Genomic DNA, 20047 nt, shown 5'->3' with positions numbered 1-20047 from the left:
CACAACATTTATTCTCCAGAAAGCGCTCTCGTCAAAGCCCACCGCCTGCGCGCAAGCAGCCTCCCAGTTTTTTCATCGGCCACTACTTTAAGCGTCATCTTGCTGCCTCCTGGTATATAGTGAGCTTTCGTGCCGGCGTTCAGCGATACTTCTACTGGCTTAAAGCCGGCCCTGGAGGCCTCTGATGCGCTTAGGCCAGTCCTTGCCGCTACGACGTCAAATACCTTGAAGGCTGAGGTGCCGACGCTTCCAAGGAAGACCGAGTCCACGCCTCCTAGGTTGCTACCAGTGACGTGCCCCATCTTGTTGGCTATCTGGGCAAACGGCCTCCAAACCAGCTGTCCAGTGACGAGATCCTTATGTTCCGTGACGTCACCTGCCGCGTAGACGTCAGGGTTGCTAGTAAGCGTTCTCTCATCGACTATTACACCACCGCTCTGGCCTAGCTTAAGGCCTAGCTGTTTAGCTAGCTCGTTGTTAGGTTCAATGCCAACACCTACAACGAACATATCACCCTGATAAGTGCCTTTGCTGGTGACAACCTCCGTGGCTACTCCGTTTGTTATATTGAACTTTTCAACTGCCGCACTTGTTACCACCTCCACTCCTTTGGACCTTATATTGTCCTCCACGATCTTGGCTAGCTCGGGATCAAGCATCCTTGGGGCCACCTGCCCTAGGGCTTCCACAATAGTAACTTTAAGCCCCAGTTTGGCTAAGTTATCGGCCATCTCTAGGCCCAAGTAACCAGCACCTATAACTACGGCCCTCTTGCCCGGCCCCAGGTGCCTTGCATAATCTCTTATTTGTTGACCTGACTCCATGTGCACTATGTAGAACACATTCCTAGCCTCCTTTATCTCGGGCCAAAGCTTGGGTGCTTTGGACCTAGCACCGGTAGCGAGAACAAGCTTATCCCACTCAAGGCTTTCCTTAGCCCCACTGCTATTATCCACGTATGTGAGTTTCTTGGAGTCTGGGTCGACCTCGACTACTGTTTTGTTAAGCCTAAGGTCTATTCCCCTCTTAGTGAACTCGCTTGGAGGATAGTATAGGAGCTCGTCGAGATCTTTAACCTCGCCACCGACTAGGTAAGGTAGCCCACAGAACGCAAAACTTACCCACCTGCTAGAGTCAATAACTATTACCTCATTCGATGGCTTAAGCCTTTTGGCCCTTGAAGCTGCCGACATTCCGGCAGCTCCAGAACCAATAATCACTATCCTAGTCAAGCTGCTCACCGAGCAATTTATATTAAGGGCTAGATTTAAAGCAGCGTACTTAGGGTCACTTTAATTCTCGCGAAGGCTCCCTAAATTGCCGCTTTACTCGTGCAAGAGGAGAACTCCACCGCCCGTCGATTTACCTATCTCGAGGATTAATCCGGAAATTGCAACTAACTCGTCAGGCTCGCCCTCCGCAGTCACCGTTATAGAGCTGTGAGACCTCAAAGGTCCCCCTATGCCCTCGGGAAGTAGCGCAAGGGCTTTAACAAAGGTGCCTCTACATGAGGCCACTATCCACGAGGGACCAACGGTCATTATACAGTTCGCCCTCTCTAGACCTCTCTTTATGGCTTCAAGCCCCTTAACTATTAAACTTGGATCCTCGTATACTATGTTAAAAGTGACCTTTGACGTGCTCATTAGCTGGTTCCGCCCAGCTTGACAGACCTAAAGAAGCCTTATTTTATGCTATGCAGCCTCCTCCCTAAAAGAAGGCGCTGCACATGCTTTCAGTGGTGTTCTCGCTCAGGGACCCTGTGGGCGTCAAGGCATCAAAAATTTTAATAAACCTTGTAGGCGCAAAGCCAGCAGAATGCCCTGCAGCTCCCATATGCTACAGGGCTGAGAGCTCCGTAATAGCCGGTTTTGATGTTGATCAAACAGAGTTCGAGTTTTTAGATAAGACACCCGAGCCTAACGCAGACGCCGCAATAGTTCTATCAAGGCATGAATCTGAGAGCGGCAAGAAGTCGCTTACACTACATTTCACGGGGAATCCGACGGCTAAGGCTCCCTTTGGGGGCAGGCCAGCAGAGCTTTCCTTTGCGCCGGCTCCCTTAGCCAAGGCTCTCCTGCGAAGGTACTATTATCATGCTAAAGACCTAGGCTTGCTAGAGGCATACTCCATCTCTCTTGAGGCAACGCATCATGGCCCCACCACTAACAGGAAGCCGCTTGTCTTCATAGAAATTGGCAGCACCATCAGGGAGTGGAACGATGAGCTGGCACTGAAGGCCATGGCTAACGCTGTGGCGGACGTCATACAGTCCTCTGAGGCCCCCCAGGAGTGTAGCCCAGTCTTGGGACTTGGTTCCACTCATTACCCGGCGAAGTTCACGGAACTTGAGCTCTCCTCCGAGATATGCATGGGTCACATACTTTCAAAGCATGTCCTGGGTGAGCTGGCTCCTGGAGTTCTAAGACAGGCTGCGGAGAAGTCTCTCCCCAAGGGCGCCCGCGTAGCCCTGATTGAAAAGAAGAGCGTTAACTCATCCATAAGAAAGGCGCTGATGGATGAGCTTAGCTCCATGAATGTTGAAGTACGACTTATATGAAAAGATGGTAGCCGGGCGGGGATTCGAACCCCGGTCACGGGGGCTCCTCCCTCTGAGGTCCAAGGCCCCGCATCCTGGGCCGCTAGACGACCCGGCTGCTTCACCCGGCCATCTAGGATAGATGCGCCACCTCCTTTTAAACGAAATGCTAAGTAGCGCCAAGGCGATAATCACCTAAAATCAATTAAAAAGAGAAAGTCCGACATTGGCCTTGCGTTGATGAAGTTGCTAAATTATAACTTTAAATTATGTCTTGAAAATGATATCTTGACGAGATTCACTCTCCCTTAAATGACGGCTTTCTCTTTTCTAGAAACGCCGAAACCCCCTCAGCAACGTCCTTAGTGCTGAAAAGTAAGCCGAAGAGCTGAGACTCAAGAGCCAGGCCAGCCCATATATTAGATTCGAGGCCCATTTCAACTGCTAGCTTAGCGGCCAGAAGCGCTAATGGAGGCTTTTCTGCAAGCTTAAGCGCAAGGCTCCTAGCTTCCTGCTCAAGCCTCTCCGGCGGCACCACGTAGTCTACCAAGCCTAACTCCTTAGCGTCCTTGGCTGATACCATGTCACCGGTGAATATCAGCAGCTTGGCTGAGCTCCTTCCAATCAGCCTGGGAAGTCTCTGAGTTCCACCAGCACCTGGTATGAAGCCTAAGTTTATCTCGGGCTGGCCGAGCATTGCAGTTTCCGCGGCTATCCTTATATCTCCGCTCATCGCTATTTCAAGGCCACCTCCTAGGGCATAACCGTTTATGGCTACAATGATAGGCTTCGTGTAGTACTCCATCTTAAGCGTAAGCTCCTGGAACTTCCTCGAGAATATGGCAGCCTGTATGGGCGTTATCCCCGCGAAGCCAGTTATGTCAGCCCCAGCGCTGAATGCCCTGCCAGAGCCTGTCAGTATAACTACTCTGACGTCTGGGTTCTGTTCTATTTCATCAAGTGTCTGGGACAGCTCGTTGATCATATCAACATTAATGGCATTCAACTTATTGGGTCTGTTGAGTATTATCCATGCTATGGGCTTCTCGTACCTTACTAAAATAGTGCTTTTAGCTACCTCCTCGTAATGGCCGTACTCATAGAAGCCCTTGCCAGTCTTAACCCCCAGAGTCCCCTGAGAGATCATTTGAGTGAGCAGGGGCTCTGGGGAGTACTCAGGGCCTATATCCTGCTTCAGCTGATCAAGCGCGGCAACTATGGAATCTATGCCGTACTGATCTGCCAGCTCAAAGACTCCCTTAGGCCACCCTAGCCCCAGCCTAACGGCCTTATCTATGTCTTCCTTAGTGGCTATACCATTTTCGAGCAGCCATGCGGCCTCGTTCACAGCGCCAGCTATGAGCGTCACCGGATCTACCTTGCCGGCGAGGTCCTTAGGTATCTGCGGCCTCACGTAGGCCCCGGGCTTGGGATACTCATAGAAGCCCTTGCCAGTCTTCATGCCAAGGGTGTTAGCCTTATACATCTGTTCAAAAAGTGGACATGGAGTTTGCTTAAATCCTCTCTGAGTCATAGCCACTGCTATCAGGTAAAAGACGTCTATGCCGCTGTAGTCCGCCAGTTCAAATGCCCCCATTGGGAATCCCAGGGAGAACCTAACCGTTGAGTCAACCTCCAGTACGGAGGCCCTGCCCTTGGCAACCAGCCAACAGGCCGTGTTGAGGAACCTTGCAAGTATCCTGTTAACTATGAAGCCCGGCACGTCCTTGTTGACTACAACAGGCTGCTTCCCTATTCTCTTAGCAAGATCTACAACGCTCTGGACTACGTCATCAGAGGTCCTCTCGCCTCTTATGATCTCTATTAACGGCATTAAGGGCGGTGGGTTGAAGAAGTGCATGCCCACTACGAGCTCGGGCGATGATGTGACTGAAGCTATCTCAGTTATGGGCAGGCTACTGGTATTAGTAGCCATTATAATCTTGCCCTTCCTGTGTTGATCAACAAACCTAAACAGAGCCTGTTTCACATCTAGCCTCTCAGTTACTGCTTCTATCATCATGTCGGCCTGCGAGGTGACTACTGCCAGATCATTACTGAAGCTACCGTCAGGGTTGACACTTATAATGGTTGTTATCCTTGACATCACTGAGTCTACGCTCTCCTTTAACTGCCCCCTCTCAGCTAACTTTGAGAGGCTCCACCTAATTTTCTCCAGTGCTGAATCGAGTATCTGCTTATTTACATCGGCCAAGAACACCTTGTAGCCTGCCATGGCAAAGACTTCGGCTATTCCGTGGCCCATCGTGCCAGCTCCAACAACTAGAACTTGTTTCACGTCGTCTGCCGAAACCATTAACTGCCCCTCTCAGCTAGTTTGGAGCCCTAATATTAAATGAGTTGAATTTAGGGACACATATAACAAAAAGGTTATAAGGTTGCTTAAATCTGAGCTCCTAGGTGAACATAAATGAGCGAGTACCTCTCTCAGGTCAGAGAGATGCTCTCCAAGGATGCAGGCAAGTATAACATAAAGGTCGAGAGCAAGGGTAAGAACGCCCTCTCAATAACTCGCGAGGGATCCGAGCTCATGAGCATACGCGATGCCGACGATAATGTAGAGCTGACGTTCAAGGGGCAGAAGTACACCTATGACAAGTGGTATACAAAGCCGCAGCATCTTGTCCAGGTAATAATAAATGTTCTAAATGCCAACACTCAGCAGAATAAGGCTTAAAGAAAAAGAACCGCAAAAATAAAGAAAGTATTTTGCTACCTTCTATCGTGTGTTTACCTTAGTACCAGCCAGTTACTTGGCTGGGTAGTCGTCCGGGACCTTAGCCCTGAAGAACTTACCGCTCTCAGGGCTCTTAAAGAGGCCTATCTTGACGCCCTTCCTGGTCTTGGGAGCCAGAGTCCAGACCTTTATGGGCGAGAGCTCTACCTCCTTGCCCGTGGTCGGATCCTTTACCTTTACAGCCGGGAGCTTGGACATCTACCACGCACCTCCCTTAGTCTCGTGCTGTATTGTTTTCAACCTAAGCTATTAAGTGTTATTGGAGTAACTTAAAATAAATCAAGGTGCTATGCTAAAGAACTTTAAAAGTATTATTAAAGGTTTCCTTTAATATTAGTGGGATTAAGTTCGTGAGCGCTAACCTACCCGCTATTCGATGCAAGCCTTTCAACTTAATATGCAAAGAAACCCTTAAGGAGCTGCGAAGTAAAGAGGGGCCTCTGGAGGAGATCAGTACATATATAGCTGGCGTGGCCGCGAAGCGCAGCTAAACGCCAATAGTAATAAGAAATGAGCTCTCGCAAGTTCCCTTTAGCCACAACCATCATGAGTAGCTCTGGGTAAGGAGGCAGATTCTACTAATTATACAAAATAATGATACGAGTTTTCAAAACCTCGTAGTAACCATATGTTCGCCTCCATGAAGCGCTTTACTCCATCGCTATTATTATCGTTTCTCCTAGCAGCTATTCGGCGTTAAGCTCCCCTCCTTATGACCTTCCTTAAAAGATGCGACATTATGTGAGGTCGTCCTGGAGCCCCTTGGGGCGACGCGGGATAAGACTCAAAGTAAATACCACGAAGTGAAGGAGCCCTTCAGGGCTGTGGCGGGCCCGCCGGGATTCGAACCCGGGACCTCCGCCCGCGGCTAGGCGTCGCGGCCTACGGGTTAAGAGCCCGCCGCTCTACCTGGCTGAGCTACGGGCCCACAGCCAGGAGGCATAGAGCAAGGAGACCCGCTTAAGAATCTTTATGAGAAGGCTTGTTTAGACAACTGTCTATAGAGTTACGGTCAAATGTCTATATACTTTTAAACCCGCAGGGCAAGGGTCCCGCGGTGCTATTCGTGGCAGGACCTAGAGCCGGCATACATGGCTGGGGGGCCTATATACCAGCCTACAGGCTTCCTATGAGTGAGATAGCCAGAATCTGGGGCTGGCATCCAGAGCAGTATAAGGGGCTAGCCGTGGAGGAGAAGGCCGTCGCTGGCCCCGACGAGGACTCCACCACCATGGGCTACGAGGCTGCTAGGAATGCCATAGCTAGGGCCCAAATAAAGCCCAGCGACATACAGTCTGTATTCTTTGGGACGGAGTCTAAGCCCTATGCCGTTAAGCCCAGCGCAACTATAATTGCTGAGGCACTCGGCATTACCCCATACACTATGGCTAGTGACCTTGAGTTCGCCTGCAGGGCCGCGAGCGAGGGCATGAGGGCCTTGCAAGGAATGGTGGCCTCAGGCCTCATAAGGTATGGCCTTGTTATTGGCAGTGACACAGCACAGGCAAACCCAGGTGATGTGCTGGAGTTCACGGCAGCCAGCGGCGCTGCGGCCTTTGTCATAGGTCCCGAGAGGGGTTCGGCCGCTATAATTGAGGACTCCGTTACCTTCGTAACGGATACCCCTGACTTCTGGAGGAGAGCCCAGGAGCCTTATCCCCTTCACGGCGAGGGCTTCACGGGAGAGCCGGCCTACTTCTATCATATAGAGAATGCCGTCAAGGCGCTCTTTGAGAGGACAGGCCTGAGGCCCAGTGACTTCAAATACGCCATATTCCATCAGCCCAACGGCAAGTTCCCAGTGAAGGTTGGCACGGACCTGGGCTTCACTATGGATCAACTTAAGGAAGGCCTGGTGACGCCTATGATAGGTAACACGTATAATGCCAGTGCACTTCTAGGACTTGCAAAGGTTCTTGACAAAGCCAAGCCAGGAGACAGAATTCTTCTGGCACCCTTTGGCAGCGGCGCAGGCAGCGACGCGTATTCCATAGTTGTCACAGATGCCATTGAGGAGAAGAGAGCCCTAGCGCCCACGGTTGAGCAGTACCTTGCGCAAGATAGTGGTTGACTATGGCTTCTACTCAAAGAGCAGGGGCATAATCTTTACGATTAAGTAAGGGGTGAAAACATGGTCTCGTACATAGAGGGCGCTGGAATGGTGAAGGTGGAGAGGCACTACGAGAAGAGCCTCTTCCAGCTGGCTGCAGAGGCGGCCTTCAGCGCCATTGACCAGGCCGGAGGCGCCTCGGGAATAGATTACATTGTCGTGTCTAACGCGCTCGGCAGCGTGCAGGACGAGCAACTTGACCTCGGAGGCTACCTTGCCCTAAGTTTAGGGCTCAGAGGGGCTAGAGCTATAAAGGTAGAGGCTGGCGAGGCCTCAGGCCTAGCTGCCGTCGCCGTAGCGCACTCCCTAATAGAGTCCAATATGGCTGATAAAGTTTTAGTAGTGGGCGTCGAAAAGGTCACAGAGTTCCAGAGCTCAAAGACTTACAGACAGCTGCAAATGGTCTTTGACTCTAACAGCAGAGCCTTCTATAACGTGGGCTTTGCCGCTGATGCCGCCATGCTTACTAGAATTTACATGGATACATACAATGTTGATCGTAATCTGCTGTCCTACTGGCCCGCGCTAATGCACAACAACGCCAAGGAGAACCCCTACGCAATGCTTAACTTTGCCATAAAGCCAGATAGGGTACCCAAGTCGCAAGTTATGGCAGACCCCATAACTCTGCTTGACAGCTACCCTCTAGGCGATGGCGCAGCAGCCCTGGTGCTCTCCAGCAAGGACTCTTCCAAGAGCCCTCTGGCCAGAATAACTGCTGTCGAGTCAGCCTCAGGCCTTGGATCCCTAGAGCTGGCTGACGACCCGCTTATAATAGATAGCCTAGCTGAAGCGTACAGAAGGCTTCAGAACATAGCTTCAGCTGACAATGTTGACGTTATAGAGCTTCACGACTCGTTCACAATAATGGGACTACTCACCCTTGAAACTATAGGGCTGGCGCCCCGTGGCAAGGCAGCAGAACTAGTGGCCGGCGGCAGGTTCTCCTTAGGTGGGGAAGGGCCAGTGGTGAACCCCAGCGGAGGCCTCAAGGCTCGGGGACACCCCATAGGGGCCACAGGTGTCTACCAGGTGGCCGAGGTGGCCCTACAGGTAGCTGGCAAGTTCCCAGGGCTGCAGGTGAGGGGTGCCAGGAAGGGGCTGGCCATATCAATCAATGGCGTGGGCTCTAACTCTTATGTTGCACTTGTAGAGGGGGTGGAGTGAGATGTCCATGGATCTCTCAGTTCCTAGGTACTGGAGGATGAAGCTCTCCCTTTACAGGCTCCAGGGAGCCAAGTGCAAGGCCTGTGGCCGTGTGCACTTCCCTCCAAGGCAGGCATGCCCATACTGCGGCAGCCGCGACCTGGAGCCCATAGACCTGCCCAAGAGGGGTAAGCTGATTTCGTACACCACTGTCTACGCGGTCCCTGAGGGCACAAAGAGTACTCCCCCATATATGTGGGGCTAATAGACCTTGGAGTCACCAAGGTCGTGGCTGAGCTGACGGACATAACGGACCCCTCGAAGCTCAAGAAGGGTCTAGAAGTTGAGGCCGTGCTGAGAAGGACTAGAGTGGACAGGGAGGCAGGGCTAATATACTATGCACTGAAGTTTAGGCCCTCTATGGGTGTACCTGATGTCTGAGGAGGGGCTGAGCTCCAAAGTTGAAGAAGCCCTTTCTAAACTTGAATCTGGGGAGCTTAGCTTCAGCAAGCTGGACTCCTTTCTCGGTAACCCTAACTTAGCTGCCTTAGTAAGAAGGCTATTTCTTGAAAAGAAGTACAACGTGAGGCTAACCTCTATAGCTTCTACAATTATAGACTTCGTAGGCGTCGTTGGGCACAATATAGAGAACCCCATAGGCGCGGCGCAAATACCTCTAGGCGTTGTCGGGCCGCTCAAAGTGCAGGGGGACTATGCCAGAGGCGAATTCTATGTACCCATGGCTACTACTGAGGGAGCGCTCGTAGCAGGAGTCAACAGGGGAGTAAAGGCAATAACTATGAGCGGGGGCGCCAGGTCAAAGGTGTTATATGATGGCATGACGAGGGCCCCCATAATATGGACCCCAAGCGTGCTCGAAGCCCAATCGTTGGCCTCCTGGATAAAGGATAACATAAACGCCCTAAAGGATGAGGTTAAGAAAGTCACTCGTCACGGCGAGCTAGTTGACGTACAGACGTATATTGTAGGCAACATTCTCTGGCCAAGGTTTGTCTTCAGAACAGGTGATGCCATGGGTATGAACATGGCCACCATAGCATCTGACCTGCTCTGCAACTACATGGACAGGTATTACAAAGGTGAGCACCGCTGCCTCAGCGTCAGCGGCAACCTCTGCAGCGATAAGAAGCCAAGTAGCATAAACAGGCTTTTAGGAAGAGGTAAGTACGTGGTTTCAGAGGCCATAGTTAAGGGTGACGTGCTAAGGGATGTCATGAGGACTACGCCTGAGGACATAGATTTTATAAATAAGTCAAAGAACCTTCTTGGCAACGCGGTGGCCGGCAGCCCCAGCTTTAATGGACATGTAGCCAACGTAATAGCAGCCATATTCATCGCTACAGGTCAAGATGTAGCTCAAGTGGTTGAAAGTAGCATGGCTTACACTTGGACCGAGGTCAGAGGGAAGGACCTTTACATATCGGTCACTCTTCCCAGCCTTGAGGTGGGCACTGTTGGCGGTGGAACATGGCTTCCAACTCAGCGAGAGGCCCTGGAACTCCTGGGAGTGGCCGGCGGTGGGAACCCTGCAGGGGTCAACGCGCTTAAGTTTGCAGAGATAGTCGCAGCCGTAGCTTTAGCCGGCGAGCTTAACCTCCTAGCCTCCCAAGTCACTGGGGAGCTTGCAAAAGCGCATGAAAGATTAGGAAGAAGTCGCGACTAACGCTGCTGGGAGAGCCTTCTGTAAAGCTCCACTATAGCTGAAACGTCGAAGTCCCCTAGCCCTAGCCCCTCGGACATCCTGAACATGTTAGATACCAATGATGTCAATGGTATCGGCACGCCCAACTTCTGCGCCTCCCTGACCATAATCTCGGTATCTTTTCTCATATGTTTAAGGGCGAACTGTACGCTGTAATCAGAGTTCAGCATCTTAGGAACCTTAAGTGAGCTGCTGGGGGACCTAGTACCACTGATGTTAAGGAATAAGTCTGCTACCTGCTCTGGCGAGAGTCCTGCCCTCAAAGCATAGTTTATGGCTTCCGCAAGGCCATTCATAAATATGGCAAATATCATATTTCCGGTTAACTTCATGTAAAGCCCCATGCCGTTAGGCCCCACGTAGACAACCCTGCCGCTGGTGCTGCTTAGTATAGCCTCGACCTCTGCATAGCGGTCTTTCGGTCCTCCTACAAGAACCGTTATCCTCTTTTGCTCGACGTCGACGGATGTGCCCATAATAGGCGCGTCAAACATCACTCCCCCAGCGCTACTGACCTCCTTTGCCAGCGAAACGCTGGTAGTGGGTGATATAGTTGACATGTCTATGAGCACCTTACCTTTGAGGTGGGGCAGTAGGCTCCTAACCACAGCACTTACAGCATTATCGTCGGAGAGTACAGTAATTACGTAGTCCACGTTGTCTGCAAGGTCCGAAGGTGTTGTAAATACCTCTACCTGAGGATACGACCTATGAAAGTCCTCAGCCCTGGCCTTCGTCCTATTGTAAACTCCTATGAGAAGACCTGCCTTGGCTAGGTTAGCCGCTATTCTATAGCCCATGACGCCTAGGCCTATGACGCCTACTCTAGCCATCCTTAACCCAAGGTGCCATCAACTCGTAGTATAATAAAAGGCTTATCTAGTAAAGCTTCAAGGCCTAGCACTTAATACCTTGGGAGCGGGCGCACTGGCCTAAGGAGTCCGCTAAAGTCTTCACCTTGGGCAGGAGCTTCCTTATTGCCTGAAGAATTAACTGAGAATCCTTAATGAGCTGTTCCTGGGTGAGCTGACCGCTTATTGAGGAGCCCCACAGCCTAGCCCTATAGGATGTCTGGTCTATTTGGACGCTGAAGTTCTTAGTGCTAACAAGGAAAGTGTCGGGCCCCCTAACTATTGATATCGCGTTGGCGCCCACCTTCCATATCTTGAGTAGGCCAGAGTCATTCATATAGAAGGTCTCGCCGCAGCTCGCGGAACAGAGAGAGGTTCCGTTGAGCTGAGTGCAGCCTCCCTTAGCCGAAGCCAAGCACTCTACATATCTTGCTACCTGGTCTACAGCACCATTAAGCTCCATGATTTCAGATATCATGGAAGACACCTGCAGCGATACAGTTCCCTTCTTAGATGTCCTTGAGATCTCTTCAAGCTTGCTGAGCGGGGAGCTCAATATTTACACCTTGCAGTGGGTAGTGCTGACTCACTTTTAAAGTCTACCAGAGAGGACCCATACCTGGATAAATAATGAGCTGCCGCTGCCTCAGTAAAGGAGGACTTGAACTTATACTGTGCCTAGCGCCACCGCCAGGAGACTATGAGGTATCTATTGATATAGGCAAAGGGCGCGAAGTAATCATTAACTCTACAGGCATCTACATTAGGGCAGCTGTCAGCGACGACTATCTTCCATTCATAAGAACAACCTCCCTACCAGTAAGCGAGGCTACGCTGAAAAAACTTGGCCTTAACTATGAACGCCTTCTCTGCAAGGCGGTTAAGGGGCTCCTTGAGGCTTCTAATCATGGATCAGAAACCGCTGAAGTTATTGTAAAGGAGTGTGGTGACCTGATAACCTCAATACTCTCTAGCTGCGGCGAAGGTAACTAGACAGCTAACTTGGTAACACTTAATATTTTCCCCTCCTGGGCTACATTGGTGAACGTGTTGGACTTTGAGCTATCTCAGGATGAGAAGCTGTTCAAACAGTCCGTTCATGAGTTTCTCTCCAAGGAGCTAGCTCCTATATGGAGTGACATGGATGCCAAGAAGATGATACCTACAGACCTGATCCATAAAATGGGCGAGCAGGGCCTCTTTGCGATCCCAGTGCCAGAAGAGTATGGAGGGCAGGGGGGCAACTTCTTGCTAGCAGCGCTGGCTGTTGAGGAAGTGGCTTACAATGACCCCGCTGTAGCAACGGCCGTCTTTACGTTGCTTAACAACGCATGGCCCTATATACTTTATCTTTATGGCAACGAGGAAGTTAAACAGGAAATACTGCCCCTAGTAGGCAAGGGCAGGGCATTCTTTGGTATAGCCTCCACGGAGCCGACGGGAGGCAGCGATGTAGCTGGGGAGAGGACTTCAGCCATAAAGGAAAGCGACGGTCTCTACAGGGTTTCAGGAGAGAAAGTCTACATAAGTGGTGTCAGGGAAGCCATGGAGCAGCTGGACCTGGGCTCCTGGTACCTAATAGCTCGCACCTCGCCCGAGCCCGGCCACAGGTCGCTCACAGGGTTTGCCTTCGTAGGCAACTACAAGGGCCGGAGGCCTGAGGGCTTTGAGTACACGATACTTAACACTATAGGAAGGCACGCTATATCCACTGGCACCCTCAAGTTCAACAGAACCCCTGTGGAGAGCAGATACGTGATTGGTCAGGAGGGAAGAGGGTTCTATATAGCTATGGAGGGCTTCTCACTGGCCAGAGTCCTCGTCAGCGCGGCAAACGTAGGCGCTGCCCAGTGGGCCCTAGAGACCGCAATTAGCTACGCCAGGGAGCGCAAACTCTTTGGGGACAAGCCGATAGCTTCCTACCAGGGCGTCAGCTTCCCAATAGCTGAGGTGGCTTCAAGGCTCGAGGCCGCCAGACTACTTGTCTACAAGGCGGCGCAGGTGGCTGACAGAATTTACATAAAGAAGGAGGCCGGCCTGAGACCCCATGACCTTGACTACTGGGCCTCAGCCGCTAAGATAGAGGCGGTCGAGACTGCACTAAATGCTGCCGAGGTGCTAATGAAGACCTACGGAGCGCTTGCCTACACCGAGGAAGCTAACGTGTTCAGGAACCTCCTGGGCGTGCTGTCGTACTTTGTCGGAGCTGAGGGAACGCAGAACATAATGAGGTACATAGTGGCGAGGGAGCTCATAGGGAAGGACTACGTTAAAGGTTAAATCATAGACGTTAAGAGCTCCGTCAGCTTTTGTTCATCAAGGTTTATCCTTCCAAGCCTGGTTCTAAGCCTCTCAGCTACTATTGGGTTGCTGAACGCCCTCCTCACGGCTTCCCTCACTATGTCCCTACCTATGCCGTAATAGCCGAGCCTCTTGTTGAATCCAACGGACTCTGCAAACCTTCTAAGTATGTCGCCGGCCGTCTCCGCTGTTATGTTCCCAGAGGGTTCTAGTATTCTCAGAAGCTTTGTAGATATCTCGGGGGAGGCAGAGTGTATTATTGGCGCTAAGGCGGGCCCTATTATCGCCAGGCCACATCCATGGGGCAGTGAGGGCACCAGGCCGCTTAATATGTTCTCTATCTGATGTACTATGTTTGTTGGACTGAGGTCTATTGCGACGCCCGATATCATAGATGAATACATGAGCCAGTACCTTGGAGTCTCATCCTTAGGGTTAGCCACTGCCAGGGGCAAGTTCTCAGCAATCCTTCTTATGGACTCCTCAGCCAAAGCCCAGACCAACGGCGAGCTTCCCACTGTTGTAGCGGCCTCGTAGGCGTGGTATAGCGCATCAAAGGTAGTGCAAAGGACCTGTTCCATGGGCATAGAGATCGTGTACCTCGGATCGTCAAAGGCAGCCTTAGGGTAGCAGACCTCGTTGCCAAGCTTATCGCCTCTGGTGACATCTGTCATATTGGCATAGCGATTAACTTCTGATCCAGTTCCATGAGTTAAGTTCACTGCGTAAACTGGTAAACATGTCTGAGCACGCCGCTTACCATAAAGGTAATCCAGGGCAACGCCACCATTAGCAACTATGGCTGAGGCAACCTTAGCGGTATCTATAGTGCTTCCTCCACCTATCGCTATTAGGGCCTCAGCCCCAAAGTCCTTAGTGTACTTTGCTAGTTCATCTGCAAGCGATGAAGGCGGGTTGGCAACCACCCTATCAAATATCGAATATTCTACCCCATTATCTCTCAGTATAGCTATGACATCGTCGAGCGCCCCACTGGCCTTGGCTGCAACCCTGCCCGTCACTATAACGACCTTCCTGACACCTTTAATGTAGCCCCTCAATGACTCTTCGGAGCTAGGTCCGAAGTGTACCTTTGTGCAGCTGTAGGTCCATTCGAAAGGCTTTAGGGGCAATACCCTCACCGCGCACTAAGATAGAAGCTAGCTTAAAAAAGGGGAGCTATAGGTAACTCAACTGGTGCGGCGGTAGTCTAGCTTGGACTAGGACGCCGGCCTGCCACGCCGGAGGTCCCGGGTTCGAGTCCCGGCCGCCGCACCACTTACTTCACTTCGAGGCACTACTTGCCTTGCCAGGTTATTGAAGCCCAGTTAGGGATCCGCCACCCTATCAAGTTCAATTACCTTAAGATGTGAAGAGGCTTAGATTCAGCGAGCTATTTAACTTCGTCAAGGAGTGAGACAGATGGGTGGCAAGGGTGGCAAGAAGAAGGAAGAGGAGAATTAAACAAGTCAAAAGAGTAAGGAAGCCTTCAAGGTACTTCCAGTGCCCCCGCTGTGGCGCTATGACATTAACTGTTGACTTCAAAAAGCTAGACTCCGCTGACGAGAAGTTAGCAATAGCTAAGTGCGGCACCTGCCACCTGTACTGCGAGCTCAAGGTTCCAGTAACCCTTGACAGGGTTGACGTGTATAATAAAATATCCGACTTGGCCTACGAAAACCGCCTAGATGAGTGCTCACGCCCGACCTCTGAGGAAAGCAGTGAAAGCGAGAACGAGGGCGGCGAGGAGGGAGAGGAGGAATAACATTTAAAATTTAGGAAGTGCTTAATTTCTCAAGCCGACTCAGAGGAAGGGAGCTTTGAAGATAGGAAAAGTCCTGAGGATGCTGCTCTCAGAGAGGGATGAAAAAGGCAAGATACACTTGACCCTCATAGATCCTGAGAAGACCTCACCCGAGGAAGCCGAAAGAATAGCTATGACAGCAGCTGACGCGGGCTCTACGGCAATCCTGATAGGAGGCTCGCTAGGAGTTTACGAGCCCCTGCTGTCAGAGGTTGTTAAGGCTGTCAAGAAGTCTGGACTTCCCGTAATACTGTTCCCAGGAAACATCAACGGTTTAACGCCTCATGCCGACGCCGTACTGTTCATGACTCTTGTGAACAGCGATGACCCATATTACGTTACGGGCGTTCAGGCCCAGGCAGCCCCCATAGTACTGAGGATGGGTATAGAGCCCATCCCAACAGCCTATATAATAGTTGGATACGGCGGCGCCGCAGGCTACATAGGTAGGGCGAGGCCTATACCTTATGAGAGAAGCGACATACTGGCCGCCTATGCCCTGGCAAGTGCTATGATGGGGGCTTCGCTGATTTACCTAGAGGCAGGAAGCGGCGCTCCACAGCCCATACCGCCTAGCTCTATCAGAGTTGTTAGGGCAGCGCTTAACTCAGCCGGCTTTGATGGCCTTCTGATAGTTGGTGGTGGCATCAACTCACCTGAGATCGCCGCAGCTATAGCTGAGGCTGGAGCTGATGGCATAGTTAATGGCACCCTTGTAGAGAAAGATCCACGCTCACTATATGATATGGTTAGCTCTTTGCGCCTTCGCAGCAGCCGGCCTTAGCAAGCTCCCGTCCATATTTGCCCCTTAACGCCTCCTCGACGTCTATGTCAAGCAGGTTGGCTATGCTTATGGCCCACGCTATGACATCCGCAAGCTCCTCCGAGATGCCTGCCTTATCTCTCTTTAGCAGGGCCTCACCAAGTTCTCCAACTTCTTCTATAAACCAAGCAAATGTCTGAAAGAGCCCCCTCTCGCTGTCCCTGCTAAAGTACTCATCCTTCATTGCCCTCTGGACGCACCTGAGCTCCAAGGGTTCGCCCCAAGTTAAGTTAAATAACGCCAGCTAACATTAAGGGCGCGAGGCCCTATGCCCGACAAGAAAAAGAGCGCCTCAAGTAAGAAGAGGAAGGAGTCAGGACCCCTGACGGCTGCTGGCCTTGTGGCCTTCTACGAAAATTATAAATCTAAGATTGAGATATCGCCCACTACGCTCGTTATAGTGTCCGCTGTAGTGGCGGCGGCCGTTATCATAGCTAGGATGGTAGTTCACTAGACTTAAGAGGAGCCTTTTTGTGCGCTATTATACAGGAGCCTTCTTAAGGTGACGCTCTGCCCTAACGTTAACACCTCGCTCACTATTTTAAGTAAGTCTCCTATGGGCAGGCCTTCCAAGCTATGAGGACTACCCTTCCTTAAAGCTTCGCCGAATGCAATTACATGGGTACACCCAAATTCGTCCTCAGTAAACAACCTCCTTTGAAACCCCTCACAGCTACAGTATACGGGCTTCGCATAAGCGCTTTTGGGAGTACGCTGCCTAGGAGCTGCTGGGACTATGATATGATCGCCGTGAGCGCCCATGTAAATCCATAGCTCAAGCCTTCCAGAGCTTATTTTGACATACCTTTGCGAGGATTCCTCCTCTGCTATGCTAGGCTCCCACGACTTAGGGTAGCCTCTGAACAATATCATTGACTCTATGGCCTGCTCAGCGTCGTAAAGCTGAGGCCTTGGTCTTCCTTGTAACCCTGAGAACCTCATACCTGCAGTCCCTCCTGCCCACCACCACATAATCCGCCATCCCAAGGAAGAGGCCAGTGTCAACCACGCCAGGTATATTGTGCAGCTTCATATCGAGGTTTCCTGGATCCTCTATGGGTCCCGTGTATACGTCGACTATCATACCTCTCCAGTCACTTATTAGGGGGCCTACCTTGCCACTGCCCTCCCTAGGAAGCGCCTTAAATCCCATAGACCTGAGCTCGTTCACCACCATAGGGTAAGCCTCTGGAACCACCTCAAGCGGCAAGGGCCCCCTGGAGCCTAGCCTTTCAACAAGCTTATCCTCGCCTACAACAAATATGTTAACCTTACTGAAGAACGCCAACATCTTCTCTCCCAGCAGCGCTCCTCCCCGACCCTTTATCATGTCTCCACTTAATGTGACTTCGTCAGCTCCATCTATGTAAACGTCTATTAAGGAGTCACCAGCAGGATAATATATTACATCTACGCCTTCGTCGCTGAGAGAGATTGCCGTTGATAAACTAGAGCTTACCACTCTCTTGCCCCTAAGCATGCTAGAGGCCCTGACAAGAAATTCCTTGACAGTGGTTCCCGTGCCTATGCCTACTAGGGAAGCATGCGCAATGAACTCCTTAGCAAGCTCAACGGCGCCAGCTGCCGCAGCTTTCTTTGGATCGCAGCTCACTTAAGCTCACCCAAGGGTTTTCAGGACCAAGCTGTTAATGAAGTTTAAAGCCGCTACTAAGCTTGCAGCACAGGGACTATTAAAACAACATAATATAATACTCTCAGAGGCGTCACATGGTTCGGGCATCTTTGATATGAATGCCGACAAAAGCTTTAAGGTGCCCATAGCTGACGCCCACTCACACGCTAACACTGTCAAGGGCCTTAGTGTAAACGAGCTCGCGGAGTCCTTTCAAAAAGTGAACGGATGGTTCTTAGCCCTGGTTGGAGTATCTCCCTGGGACTACGGCATAGCGCTCCCTAGCCTAAGGGATGCTTACCTAAGATCCATCGATATACATGTAAGAACTTGCTCTGAGCTACGCTCCAAGGGGCTTCGTGTAGCTTGCATAGATGGTTTTTATCCTGGAGATGTCGACAAACTTCTATCCATGGGGCTGAAACCATCCGAAGCCCTGAACCTTGGCAGGGAGATTCTGCAGTATGAGCTAATGCTTTGCAGGGACGGCGCCCTTGATGGAATAGGTGAGGTAGGAAGACAGCACTACAAGGTTATGCCTCTCAGTCTCCTGGTGTCAGAGCTGTTAATGGAGGAAGCTATTAAGATTGGCGCTGAGGAGGGCTGCATAATTCACCTCCATTTGGAGGACGTGGGTCCCGATACTGTAATTTTGACCCACGAAGTTATTAAGAGACTTAACGTGAAGCCCTCGAACAGGATAATATTTCATCATGCACGTCCCGATATGGTTCCAATGGCCTCTTCTCTCGGTTATGCTGCCACGGTATTTGGGAAGAAGGAGGTGCTGAAAGCTACTGCTTCCTTGAACACCTGGAACTTTATGGTAGAAAGTGACTTTCCAGGGGTAGCGCTAAAGGGTGTAGTTACTCCGTGGTCGCTTGCAGAGGTTGAGGCGGAGCTGCTAAGAGACTCCCTAGTTACAGAGGAGCTCCTGTACAGGGTTAACGTAGACAACGTCGTAAAAAGCTACGGGGTATCCCCGCCTTAACTGAAGTCTATAACTTCCAGCGCTTCCTTACGCTCAAGTTTGCGAACGGTTAGATACCTGTATGAGACCTGCTGCAGGAAGGTGTTATGCCCCTGTATCATGACTGAGTGGAGATGCGCGTTGACCTTCTTTAACATGCGCTGGAGAACTTCAGGGCTTAGCCTGTCCTCGCCGTCAGTAATTAGTATTATGTCGCTTGGCCTGTCCTTGCCTCCCAACTTCATCTTATCGATGTCATCAACAGCTGATGAGACAGCCCTAGTTATGTCAGTCCCTCCGCCCGCCTTCACTCTAGCGAGGTACGAAAGTAACCTTAACACGTCGTTGGGTTTAGAGTTGCTTTTCACTACCATTGAGCTATAGGGTATGGAATCGAAGAACCTCACTATGAATGTCCTGCCCTCGTCCATAGACTTTTTGAAGAGAGCTACGGCAACGGCCCTGGCCCAGTCTATCTTAGAGCCGACCATACTGCCGCTCTTGTCAAGGAGCACATAAATAGGACCCCTGGAGGCTGGTAACTCCTTCTCATAAAGCAATAGCTTGCCGTTGGCCAGGTCTGCATAAAAAATGTCATCAGGCAGCGCAAGTTGGCTGTAGTGAATTCTCTCTATGTCGCCTCCGTACTCAAGCCCTGCGATCCAACCCTTAGAGAACTTGGTGGTATTCCTGCCCTTTACAGAGGGCAGCTTGAAACCTTCTATCTTTTCAAGTATTCTAGCCACGTCGGTCTCCCTTGCAAGCCTCAACACCAGCTCGGCTGAGCTCTCTAGAGAGAAGACGCTTCCTTTGCCTGCGCCTAACCTCTCTGCCGTCATCTTTATTCTCTTGGCCATCTCAGAGTCCTTCATTGCGGCCTCGGCGGCCTTCTGAACAGCCTCCTGAATGTTAGGAGGTCCTGACTCAGGTCCCTCCTGCTCCTGCTGCTCCTGTTGCTCCTGTGACCTGTTGCCCCCGCCTGAGCCCTCAGGAGGTGGGAGCAGCCTGTTCAGCCTCTCTATGAATGACGCCGCAGCTACTATGCTAGTTAAGGTGTCCGCTGTGGTGTAAATCTTGGACTTCCACAGGCTCTCACTCTTCACCATAGCTGAAACTATGGACCTCCTGAAGCTCATATCTTTGTCATCAGTCTCGCTTTGCTCTGGTATCAGGGGCACGGGCAAGTAGTACGTGTAAAAGACGTCAACGGCCAGGGCGGCCGTTATCCTCTGATCGAGGTCCTTCTCCGCTATTTTCTTAGCTACAGAGAGGACCTTCTCGCCGCGGTAAAGTTTTATCTCATCTATCAGGCCTACCTCCGGGTGAACGCTCATCAGAGGCTTCTTCTCACTGCCTCTCCTCTCGCTATTCTCACTCATCATTCTCACT

General features: G+C 51.2%; 22 protein-coding genes, 3 tRNA genes and 1 pseudogene. 14 read left to right on the top strand and 12 right to left on the bottom strand.

Translation table 11 applies throughout. From position 1 onward, the window contains the following. Nucleotides 1–8 precede the first annotated feature (8 nt). On the bottom strand, nucleotides 9–1241 hold the full coding sequence (locus ACZ5GQ_RS06080; RefSeq protein ID WP_498856271.1) for an FAD-dependent oxidoreductase: 1233 nt from the start codon (nucleotides 1239–1241) through the stop codon (nucleotides 9–11). A gap of 84 nt (nucleotides 1242–1325) precedes the next feature. Then, nucleotides 1326–1646, bottom strand: coding sequence for a hypothetical protein (locus tag ACZ5GQ_RS06075; protein ID WP_498856270.1), 321 nt, complete (start codon nucleotides 1644–1646; stop codon nucleotides 1326–1328). A gap of 83 nt (nucleotides 1647–1729) precedes the next feature. Between ACZ5GQ_RS06075 and ACZ5GQ_RS06070 the strand changes: the two genes are divergently transcribed. Beyond that, nucleotides 1730–2560 (top strand): D-aminoacyl-tRNA deacylase, encoded by an 831-nt coding sequence (locus ACZ5GQ_RS06070; protein ID WP_498856269.1) that lies wholly within the window; start codon nucleotides 1730–1732, stop codon nucleotides 2558–2560. Nucleotides 2561–2565: 5 nt separating this feature from the next. On the opposite strand, the gene ACZ5GQ_RS06065 is transcribed toward ACZ5GQ_RS06070, so the two are convergent. Both ACZ5GQ_RS06065 and ACZ5GQ_RS06060 read right to left on the bottom strand, forming a co-directional pair. Continuing rightward, nucleotides 2566–2657 (bottom strand) — tRNA-Gln (locus ACZ5GQ_RS06065). Nucleotides 2658–2837: 180 nt separating this feature from the next. After that, nucleotides 2838–4856 carry a 3-hydroxyacyl-CoA dehydrogenase/enoyl-CoA hydratase family protein gene (locus tag ACZ5GQ_RS06060; RefSeq protein ID WP_498856268.1) on the bottom strand — a complete coding sequence of 673 codons (2019 nt, stop codon included), beginning with the start codon at nucleotides 4854–4856 and terminating at the stop codon, nucleotides 2838–2840. 114 nt (nucleotides 4857–4970) lie between these two features. Between ACZ5GQ_RS06060 and ACZ5GQ_RS06055 the strand changes: the two genes are divergently transcribed. After that, the gene (locus tag ACZ5GQ_RS06055) at nucleotides 4971–5237 is read left to right on the top strand and encodes a hypothetical protein (protein ID WP_498856267.1); all 267 of its coding nucleotides are present in this window, start codon (nucleotides 4971–4973) and stop codon (nucleotides 5235–5237) included. 72 nt (nucleotides 5238–5309) lie between these two features. Here ACZ5GQ_RS06055 and ACZ5GQ_RS06050 read toward each other — a convergent pair whose 3' ends face one another. Together ACZ5GQ_RS06050 and ACZ5GQ_RS06045 are read right to left on the bottom strand one after the other, a co-directional pair. Continuing rightward, nucleotides 5310–5495: a chromatin protein Cren7 gene (locus tag ACZ5GQ_RS06050; RefSeq protein ID WP_013266950.1), complete on the bottom strand. Its 186-nt coding sequence runs from the start codon at nucleotides 5493–5495 to the stop codon at nucleotides 5310–5312. Between the two features lie 627 nt (nucleotides 5496–6122). Then, nucleotides 6123–6225: transfer RNA gene (locus ACZ5GQ_RS06045), tRNA-Lys, on the bottom strand. Nucleotides 6226–6363: 138 nt separating this feature from the next. Here ACZ5GQ_RS06045 and ACZ5GQ_RS06040 point away from each other — a divergent pair. The 5 genes and pseudogenes from ACZ5GQ_RS06040 (at nucleotide 6364) to hmgA (ending at nucleotide 10237) form a co-directional block, all read left to right on the top strand. Then, a pseudogene (locus ACZ5GQ_RS06040) lies at nucleotides 6364–7417 on the top strand (hydroxymethylglutaryl-CoA synthase). Between the two features lie 11 nt (nucleotides 7418–7428). Further along, nucleotides 7429–8574: a thiolase family protein gene (locus ACZ5GQ_RS06035; RefSeq protein ID WP_498856266.1), complete on the top strand. Its 1146-nt coding sequence runs from the start codon at nucleotides 7429–7431 to the stop codon at nucleotides 8572–8574. A 1-nt stretch (nucleotide 8575) separates the two neighbouring features. After that, nucleotides 8576–8818 (top strand): Zn-ribbon domain-containing OB-fold protein, encoded by a 243-nt coding sequence (locus tag ACZ5GQ_RS06030; RefSeq protein WP_498856265.1) that lies wholly within the window; start codon nucleotides 8576–8578, stop codon nucleotides 8816–8818. Beyond that, nucleotides 8809–8994, top strand: a complete 186-nt coding sequence (locus tag ACZ5GQ_RS06025; RefSeq protein WP_498856264.1) for a PhlB family protein — start codon at nucleotides 8809–8811, stop codon at nucleotides 8992–8994. The genes ACZ5GQ_RS06030 and ACZ5GQ_RS06025 overlap by 10 nt, the downstream gene beginning before the upstream one ends. Further along, nucleotides 8987–10237, top strand: coding sequence for a hydroxymethylglutaryl-CoA reductase (hmgA, locus tag ACZ5GQ_RS06020; protein WP_498856263.1), 1251 nt, complete (start codon nucleotides 8987–8989; stop codon nucleotides 10235–10237). Before ACZ5GQ_RS06025 ends, hmgA begins: the two co-directional genes overlap by 8 nt. On the opposite strand, the gene ACZ5GQ_RS06015 is transcribed toward hmgA, so the two are convergent. Continuing rightward, nucleotides 10234–11109: an NAD(P)-dependent oxidoreductase gene (locus tag ACZ5GQ_RS06015; protein WP_498856262.1), complete on the bottom strand. Its 876-nt coding sequence runs from the start codon at nucleotides 11107–11109 to the stop codon at nucleotides 10234–10236. The genes hmgA and ACZ5GQ_RS06015 overlap by 4 nt on opposite strands. 64 nt (nucleotides 11110–11173) lie before the next feature. Next, nucleotides 11174–11683: a hypothetical protein gene (locus tag ACZ5GQ_RS06010; RefSeq protein ID WP_498856261.1), complete on the bottom strand. Its 510-nt coding sequence runs from the start codon at nucleotides 11681–11683 to the stop codon at nucleotides 11174–11176. Nucleotides 11684–11757: 74 nt separating this feature from the next. On the opposite strand from ACZ5GQ_RS06010, the gene ACZ5GQ_RS06005 reads away from it, so the two are divergent. Both ACZ5GQ_RS06005 and ACZ5GQ_RS06000 read left to right on the top strand, forming a co-directional pair. Continuing rightward, nucleotides 11758–12120 carry a hypothetical protein gene (locus ACZ5GQ_RS06005; RefSeq protein ID WP_498856260.1) on the top strand — a complete coding sequence of 121 codons (363 nt, stop codon included), beginning with the start codon at nucleotides 11758–11760 and terminating at the stop codon, nucleotides 12118–12120. 48 nt (nucleotides 12121–12168) lie between these two features. Beyond that, entirely contained in the window at nucleotides 12169–13407 is a 1239-nt protein-coding gene (locus tag ACZ5GQ_RS06000; RefSeq protein WP_498856259.1) for an acyl-CoA dehydrogenase family protein, read from the top strand. On the opposite strand, the gene ACZ5GQ_RS05995 is transcribed toward ACZ5GQ_RS06000, so the two are convergent. Further along, nucleotides 13404–14570 (bottom strand): iron-containing alcohol dehydrogenase, encoded by a 1167-nt coding sequence (locus ACZ5GQ_RS05995; protein WP_498856258.1) that lies wholly within the window; start codon nucleotides 14568–14570, stop codon nucleotides 13404–13406. The genes ACZ5GQ_RS06000 and ACZ5GQ_RS05995 overlap by 4 nt on opposite strands. A 57-nt stretch (nucleotides 14571–14627) precedes the next feature. On the opposite strand from ACZ5GQ_RS05995, the gene ACZ5GQ_RS05990 reads away from it, so the two are divergent. The 3 genes from ACZ5GQ_RS05990 to ACZ5GQ_RS05980 all read left to right on the top strand — a co-directional run bounded on the left by ACZ5GQ_RS05990 (nucleotide 14628) and on the right by ACZ5GQ_RS05980 (nucleotide 16016). Further along, nucleotides 14628–14706 (top strand) — tRNA-Gly (locus tag ACZ5GQ_RS05990). Nucleotides 14707–14854: 148 nt separating this feature from the next. Next, nucleotides 14855–15193, top strand: coding sequence for a hypothetical protein (locus ACZ5GQ_RS05985; protein WP_498856257.1), 339 nt, complete (start codon nucleotides 14855–14857; stop codon nucleotides 15191–15193). 55 nt (nucleotides 15194–15248) lie between these two features. Then, nucleotides 15249–16016 (top strand): geranylgeranylglyceryl/heptaprenylglyceryl phosphate synthase, encoded by a 768-nt coding sequence (locus ACZ5GQ_RS05980; protein WP_498856256.1) that lies wholly within the window; start codon nucleotides 15249–15251, stop codon nucleotides 16014–16016. Here ACZ5GQ_RS05980 and ACZ5GQ_RS05975 read toward each other — a convergent pair. Then, entirely contained in the window at nucleotides 15982–16266 is a 285-nt protein-coding gene (locus ACZ5GQ_RS05975) for a nucleoside triphosphate pyrophosphohydrolase family protein (RefSeq protein WP_498856255.1), read from the bottom strand. The genes ACZ5GQ_RS05980 and ACZ5GQ_RS05975 overlap by 35 nt on opposite strands. A gap of 57 nt (nucleotides 16267–16323) precedes the next feature. Here ACZ5GQ_RS05975 and ACZ5GQ_RS05970 point away from each other — a divergent pair, with 57 nt between their 5' ends. Next, on the top strand, nucleotides 16324–16509 hold the full coding sequence (locus ACZ5GQ_RS05970) for a preprotein translocase subunit Sec61beta (RefSeq protein WP_498856254.1): 186 nt from the start codon (nucleotides 16324–16326) through the stop codon (nucleotides 16507–16509). 435 nt (nucleotides 16510–16944) lie between these two features. Here ACZ5GQ_RS05970 and rpiA read toward each other — a convergent pair whose 3' ends face one another. Then, entirely contained in the window at nucleotides 16945–17667 is a 723-nt protein-coding gene (gene rpiA / locus ACZ5GQ_RS05965) for a ribose-5-phosphate isomerase A (protein ID WP_498856253.1), read from the bottom strand. A gap of 37 nt (nucleotides 17668–17704) precedes the next feature. On the opposite strand from rpiA, the gene ACZ5GQ_RS05960 reads away from it, so the two are divergent. Next, entirely contained in the window at nucleotides 17705–18679 is a 975-nt protein-coding gene (locus tag ACZ5GQ_RS05960; RefSeq protein ID WP_498856252.1) for a TatD family hydrolase, read from the top strand. On the opposite strand, the gene ACZ5GQ_RS05955 is transcribed toward ACZ5GQ_RS05960, so the two are convergent. After that, nucleotides 18676–20037 (bottom strand): vWA domain-containing protein, encoded by a 1362-nt coding sequence (locus ACZ5GQ_RS05955; protein ID WP_498856251.1) that lies wholly within the window; start codon nucleotides 20035–20037, stop codon nucleotides 18676–18678. The genes ACZ5GQ_RS05960 and ACZ5GQ_RS05955 overlap by 4 nt on opposite strands. Nucleotides 20038–20047 lie beyond the last annotated feature (10 nt).

This window comes from Caldococcus noboribetus, from assembly GCF_055389385.1.
The sequence above is the reverse complement of the archived record's forward strand: the minus strand, read 5'-3'. Positions and strand labels throughout refer to the sequence as shown.